Source organism: Citrobacter sp. wls619 (assembly GCF_005281345.1).
Taxonomy (GTDB): domain Bacteria; phylum Pseudomonadota; class Gammaproteobacteria; order Enterobacterales; family Enterobacteriaceae; genus Citrobacter.
Genome location: NZ_SZXJ01000033.1, coordinates 21,308 through 27,586, shown reverse-complemented (window position 1 = coordinate 27,586; position 6,279 = coordinate 21,308). Strand labels below are relative to the sequence as shown.

7 protein-coding genes and 1 pseudogene are annotated in these 6,279 nt (G+C 45.8%); 1 reads left to right on the top strand and 7 read right to left on the bottom strand.

Going from position 1 to position 6,279, the window contains the following annotated elements:
• The 7 genes and pseudogenes from FDX19_RS25265 to FDX19_RS05550 form a co-directional block, all read right to left on the bottom strand.
• A pseudogene (locus FDX19_RS25265) lies at positions 1-254 on the bottom strand (hypothetical protein); the annotation flags it as partial.
• Positions 229-1,056, bottom strand: a complete 828-nt coding sequence (locus FDX19_RS05575; RefSeq protein WP_137381938.1) for a PFL_4669 family integrating conjugative element protein — start codon at positions 1,054-1,056, stop codon at positions 229-231. The gene FDX19_RS05575 and the pseudogene FDX19_RS25265, both read right to left, overlap by 26 nt.
• Positions 1,057-1,341: 285 nt before the next feature.
• A complete protein-coding gene (locus FDX19_RS05570; protein WP_137381937.1) occupies positions 1,342-1,557 on the bottom strand; it encodes a TraR/DksA C4-type zinc finger protein in 216 nt (71 codons plus the stop codon).
• Positions 1,547-2,125 carry a DUF2857 domain-containing protein gene (locus FDX19_RS05565; RefSeq protein ID WP_137381936.1) on the bottom strand — a complete coding sequence of 193 codons (579 nt, stop codon included), beginning with the start codon at positions 2,123-2,125 and terminating at the stop codon, positions 1,547-1,549. The genes FDX19_RS05570 and FDX19_RS05565 overlap by 11 nt, the downstream gene beginning before the upstream one ends.
• On the bottom strand, positions 2,122-3,585 hold the full coding sequence (locus FDX19_RS05560) for a ParB family protein (protein ID WP_170974351.1): 1,464 nt from the start codon (positions 3,583-3,585) through the stop codon (positions 2,122-2,124). The genes FDX19_RS05565 and FDX19_RS05560 overlap by 4 nt, the downstream gene beginning before the upstream one ends.
• A gap of 35 nt (positions 3,586-3,620) precedes the next feature.
• The gene (locus FDX19_RS05555; RefSeq protein ID WP_137381934.1) at positions 3,621-3,809 is read right to left on the bottom strand and encodes an AlpA family transcriptional regulator; all 189 of its coding nucleotides are present in this window, start codon (positions 3,807-3,809) and stop codon (positions 3,621-3,623) included.
• Between the two features lie 113 nt (positions 3,810-3,922).
• Positions 3,923-4,852, bottom strand: a complete 930-nt coding sequence (locus FDX19_RS05550; protein ID WP_137381933.1) for a hypothetical protein — start codon at positions 4,850-4,852, stop codon at positions 3,923-3,925.
• A gap of 453 nt (positions 4,853-5,305) precedes the next feature.
• Here FDX19_RS05550 and FDX19_RS05545 point away from each other — a divergent pair, with 453 nt between their 5' ends.
• Positions 5,306-6,133: a hypothetical protein gene (locus tag FDX19_RS05545; protein ID WP_137381932.1), complete on the top strand. Its 828-nt coding sequence runs from the start codon at positions 5,306-5,308 to the stop codon at positions 6,131-6,133.
• Positions 6,134-6,279: the final 146 nt, after the last annotated feature.

Below are 6,279 nucleotides of genomic sequence, written 5' to 3'. Positions count from 1 at the left end.
TCTGCACCAGAGCGGGCTGGCCCACGACATAACATTAAGGGTAAGTTTCGTAGCGGCCAGCGCCAGGCGCGATGCAGTAACAGCCGCTGAAGCTGGTGCAGGGTCGCCTCCGCCTCTGCCGCCTCCCGCGCCAGAGCCTGCGGTTCCCTTACTCTTAAAAGGCCTTTTAGACAGCTTTCGTAAGCAAGCCAGTCCTGCGCAGAAAGTGCCTGATAGCCCACGGCTCCATCAGATATCTGGTTCAGCTTCATCATCATCCGTCTCTGTGGCAGATGTCAGCGTGACCGGTACTTCTGCGGCACTGGAAAGCGCTGGCGCAGGTTCAGTCACTTCGGAAGCTGGCGCAGTTTCAGTATCCGGGGCGGGCCGCAGCGGTGGTGCCCAGGCGGAACGGCGCGAGCCGTCGAAAATATCGTCCGGTACCGGGCCTGCCTGCTCCAGCGCAGCCTGCGCCCGCACATTCCCCTCCCGGATATCCTGGCGGGTAACGGAAAGCCGCCGGTAGCGCTGGGCCAGCACCAGAATGCTGCGGATAATGTTCCCGCCACGCTGGTTCAGTGAGTTGAGTTCCGCGCGGCTGAGAAACGCCATATGATTTGCCAGCAATGCGTTGCGCAGCAGGCTGTCGTAATCGGTCAGCAGGTAAATAGCGATGAAACCCAGTTGTGATGCGGCAAAAACGGGAAACCTGGCGGGCTGAATACTGAGACAACCTTCAATACTCATCATCTCCGGAAGCTGGCTGAAAACCGTTTTTGTACTGCTGATAAGGTCGTTCATTTCCTCACGCGCGGCCAACAACCGCTCTTCCAGACTCAGCATCCACATGTCGGCATACGGGTTATCTGCCACGCAGTCCAGGCGGATAATATTCAGGATACTGAGAAAACGCGGCATACCGATAATGGCACGCGTATTTTCGTCAGGATTTGCCAGGCGTCCCGTCCAGGTTCGGGTCGCCAGGTGAGTATGTAATTCAATAGTGATCGCGCTGCGTAGCGGACCGCTGGTGATGTGATAATTCTCCTGGGGAGAAAGGGGGATTTGTTCGCTCATAATGTGCTCCTGTGTGGTGAAAGCAGCAACAGGTTGTGATATACGGCAGGTAAGAAGAACAGGAAACTGTATAAAGAACGGGCACAGAAACAATGATAGTTTTTAACTTTGATAACTGGCCAATTAATAGCTAATTACCCGATTTTATTACAGCTGTAATATTTTTAGAGTAATGCCTTTTAATTTCATTAAATTGATAGTTATTATCTATTGACTGCTGTTGCCTGCAAAAAATGCCCTGCCAGAAAGCAGGGCGGTGGGAAATTAATAAGATGTGGCGTTTCACTACTGGCGCTTTCTTCTTCTATCGGCAATCTCCTGACAGTCAGTACATAACGAGACGCCAGGAACACTCTGGCGGCGTTTTTCAGGAATATCCTCCCCACATAAACGGCAGTAACAGAGCGATGGATGTGCTGTCTTTTTAAGACGGGCGCTGGCGATTTGGCTCTCCAGTGTTCTCTCGTTAAACACCTGGTCGCGGTCAATTTCATCTGCCATTTTTATCTCCGGTTTTCTCTTTTTCGCACTGCATAATACGGTTCCAGACAACGGTCAGTGAGGGGGCGCTTTCCTGTAAGGCCAGCTCCTCTGTTATTTTCATCATCATATCCAGTGCTTCCAGCGATTCTGTATTTTCTGGTCTGTTCTTCTGCCATTGATGCCAGATTTGCGCATCGGTATTTTCGTCCGGGATCTGCGTTCTGCCCTGTGGAATACAGATCCCCAGCAACCGACGACGGGCGCTGATTTCACCGGAGGTGAGACCAAAAAAATCACTCAGTAATTCAATTGAACCGCCAAGTTCGATAGCCCGGCTGATTCGCTGTTGTAACTGAATTTCCTGTCTGGATTGGGCAAGAAGCTGGCGCAGCACCTCATGGTTAATGCTGACGTCCATAAACTGTGCAGATGCCCGGCTGACAACAAACAACTCGTCAATGGACAATTTATTAATGGCGTTCAGCTCGTCATAAGTAAAACCCAGCGCTTCACAGTGGCGGATATTACCGTCCTTTAACGCATGTAACGCTTCCGTCAGTACGGCATAGTTCAGGGATGGGATCATGATGCGACTGGCTCCCGTTGTTTTTCATGTAAACGGCGGATCAACCGTACAAGCTGAAACAGCCTGATAATAACGTCATCGGTCAGTCCGGCGGCGGTGGCGGTTCCAAGAAAAAGCTGTTGCCAGACAGCTGCGGAGCTTTCATTTTTCCTGGTCAGGAATGACAGTAATTGCCAGTAAACGCGATTTTCATTAGGCAACGGAGTGTCCGGCTCTTCCAGAGCAAATCCTGATTCAGCAGAAGGCTGGATCAGGTATTCAATTCCGGCGGCACTGGCCAGTTCCCATGCGGTCTGTTCTGCCAGGGAGGCGAGTGAGGAAAGATCATCAAAAGCAGGATCAATATTCCAGATAGTGTCTGTAGCAAGACCTGAAGGAGATTTAGCCGTGGTGGTGACGCAGGCGTCATTGATCTGCCTGCCTGATGTGGTGTCTGTAGCATCCATCGTACTGTTTTCCGGCGAGTTACCATAAAGATCTTCTGATTCAGCGCAAACATTCTCTGATAAATTCGCCTCTGGTTGCTTTTTGCTGGTGGCCAGATCTTCTGTGGGGGGCGCCATATCGGGAGATACACTGGTTTCCGGTTGTCTGCGGCGTTGTGCATCGACCTCCGGCAGCACCGGTGCCGGGAGACCCAGCAGAGACTCGCGCTTACGGGCTGAGGCATCCGTGACCAGTGCGACGGTATTATAATCAATATTCAGTGTCTGGCTGATAAGCCCGGTCAGTTCGTCCTGAATATGTTCAACAGAGAAACAGGACAGTGGAACATTGAAGGGTAATATCGCCATCGCAAACGTATCCTCAAATGCAGGCATGTTTTTCTGGCTACGGGAATGTATGTCCCAGAATTTTTCCGCACTGGATCGTAATGTCAGAATTTTATCAATGACGTTTCTCGATAATCCACCATAAAGTGGCTCTGGTATATGGGGAAGTAACAGATTAACTGTTGCCGTCATTTTACTGAAAACAGACTGGTGGACAGGATAGCCATCAAGGCTAAGTCGGTTAAGTAATTCAGACTGAGATAATGAACCATAAACAGAAGAATACATCTCAGCCGATTTTAAAATTCCCAGCGCCCGTTCAATGAATGTCAGGGAGCCTCTCATTTCATTTTCTATAAGGTGTCCCATAAGGCATTGCAGATTTCCCTTTTCAAGCGTATCAGATGACCACTTGCGGTACAGACAGGTAATGGTCCAGTATTTTTTGTCATGTGTCTCCAGCCATAATTCATTGAGGATCGCCAGTCGAGTATTACCGCCACTGGCAATAATATAGTTTTTTTCTCCCGGACGTTGCGTTATTTGTGGCGGGAGATCAAGCCCCCGATTCCTGATCGAGTCTTTAATTTCTTCATAATCCGGATTACGGGTGATCCGTGGATTCAGATCAAATGCCCGTAACTGATCCAGCGAAACAGACAATAACGTCCCCTGATCATTATTCATAATCATTATTTCCTGACAGAAAAATAAAAAATTAATTAACGGTTATTCAGTTTCTGATTGATCCATTCGTCGATTTCTGATTCCAGCCAGGCCACACTCGACGGGCCAATTTTTATAGATTTGGGAAATTGCTCCTCTTTCATATAGCTGTAAATCTGTGATCGTTTCAGACCTGTTTTATCCAGAACCTGCGCCAGCCGTAGTAGCCGATGATGAGATGCCATAGTGTTCTCCTGTGGTCGGTGATGTCTGGTACTCATTCGAGCACGACATTAATCAGGAAGAAAGTACATGAACCCTTACTAAGGATTTCTGAACCCTGAATAAGGGTTTTACATCATACAGACATTGTTATGCAGGGTGGAGAACCCCTTTCCAGGGCGGTTTTCAGCGTCTCACCGCTAAAATGGTCAGTGATCCCGTCGTGGTCTGCCCACTCCTCAAAAACGGACAATAATTTATAGGGATGATCAACAAGCTGGCTGATACTGTCATTGTGTTTGCAGGCGAGCCACAGAAGACGAGATACGGGGGTGGATATTCGAGGTTTGATTTTTTTAGGGGAAGATTGTTGAGAGAGAAAGTCTTGTATGAATCGTTCAAGTTCTTCGTATTTGATAACAAAACAGGCATCATCAGGAAAATGATAGACAGGAAAATGAGCAGTTTCATTTTTTATTTCTGCTTTGCACAATTCTTCATGAAAATGCGTGGCTACGTTAACAGGGAGGTGCTGTAACTGCCGGGAGATGCGTTGCTGAATAGTCGAAGATTCGAAAACCTGATACAAGACTTTTTCACTATCCTGTACCAGTACGCCACAATGTATGTTGAATTGCCCTGTAACAGGTGCCGGAATATTGAGTTCACGTGCCAGTAATCTTTGTATCACGGCATATTCTGGCCCCTGTAGTGGCGTGTCCAGAATAAAGCTGCTCGGGGAAATATAGTCCCCCTCTGTTTTTACGACATGAAAGTCATTACTCAGAATACATGTGCGACTCAGATGACAAATATGAGTGGTTATATCTTCAGTATCAACGTCTGCGGACTGAATAGCATTATCTTCTGTCACGCTGACCTGTCGTAGTAGTACCGGGGACTGAAAATAAACAGACAATGTTATATGTCCGTAAAGTGCCATGCGGCAAATATCACTAAATTTTATGTTGTGTTCTGTACGGCGATTGATAATATCGACCGCTTCAGTTATGGTAAACCAGACAGGCATTGATGAATTTCTGGTGTCACGAAGGATAGAATACATAATTCATTCTCCATTAGCCGGTGAAAAATCCAGGTGAAGATTATATTACTGGTTATTGTGGAAATAACACTATGCTTTATTATCTTCTGATTATATATCAAATTTATTTCATTGTCCTTTTTTGATAAATTAAAGATAAAGGTTTTGATATTATATGTGAGGTTCATCTCACTATTGTTTATATTATGCCAGTAACCAGTAAGTAATGATTTTAATGTATTTAAGTTATTCTTTATTTAAAATGTTAAATGCTATTGGCAAGCATTTGGTATTGTTACAAGTGGTATTTCGACGAGTTTGATTATTCTGGTGTTGATTATGTTTGTAATATATTCATGTGGTGGTATTCGTGGAGTGAATATTTTATTTTTATCCTGCTAAAAAGAAAATAACGGTATAATAGCAGTCTGATTCCCCGGATGAAATTAAACCAATAAATAATGAGGTTCCCTGATGAATAATAAATCATTACTGCTCCTGTTTATGGGCGCTCTTTTGTTAAATGGATGTTCAAAATCTTCGATTGACGCCAGAAAAAAAGGCTCCGTAGCTCAACGTGCAGATATCTCTTCAATATCGCAATCGCAACTTACCGATCAGGATGTTTTCGGTAATGAATTGACGCTGGAGATTTCCGAAGAAGATATTCAGAATGCAGTGGAAGAAGCACAGGGGCCGTTTGAGATCCCTCTGAATTCTGCCATTGTGCTTGTCAGATCGGGGTCGCGTGCTCCCGATGTGATGATGCAGAAAGAGATGCTGCGCTATTATCAGGTTTCAACATTTTCTGGTATTCCTGTTATAAGAAAAAAACGTACTGTCCAGCCAGCAACATCGGTAAAAGAAACCGTCAGTGATACTGTGGAAAATGATACCGGGGGTAAAAGTGGTGTCATTAATGCGAATTATATGCAGGCGCTGAGATACATTGCCGCGAAAGGCAGACACAAGGCAGTGGTGGTTTACTGGGATGATCTGGAAATGGGCGAATATAATTCTGTGACAAAAGAGATTGTCTGGAAAAAATATAATGGTGAAAAATTATCAGGGTCGTCGCTGCGCTATTTGATCCGCTTTGCGCTGGTGGATGTTTCCACTGGTGAATGGGCTACGTATTCACCAGTGAATACAGAGGTAATCGTTGTTCCGTTAACCGAAAAGGCTGATGCGAAAAAAGATGAAAAAAACAATCCGACAGAGCAGCAAATTCTCAGTCTGAAGCAGAAAAGCTGTCAAATGGTGGTTAGCGACCTGGTAAAACGATACAGTAATAAAAACTGATAGAATTTAGTGTGGGCCTCAATATCTGCCACCGGTGATTTTCGGTGGCAGCTATCGTTTTCCATCGTGCGCAGATATTTTTTGCAGAAAGAATCTGCAATAGACACAGGGCCTGAAATCAGGTTATCCATCATCACTGTATATCA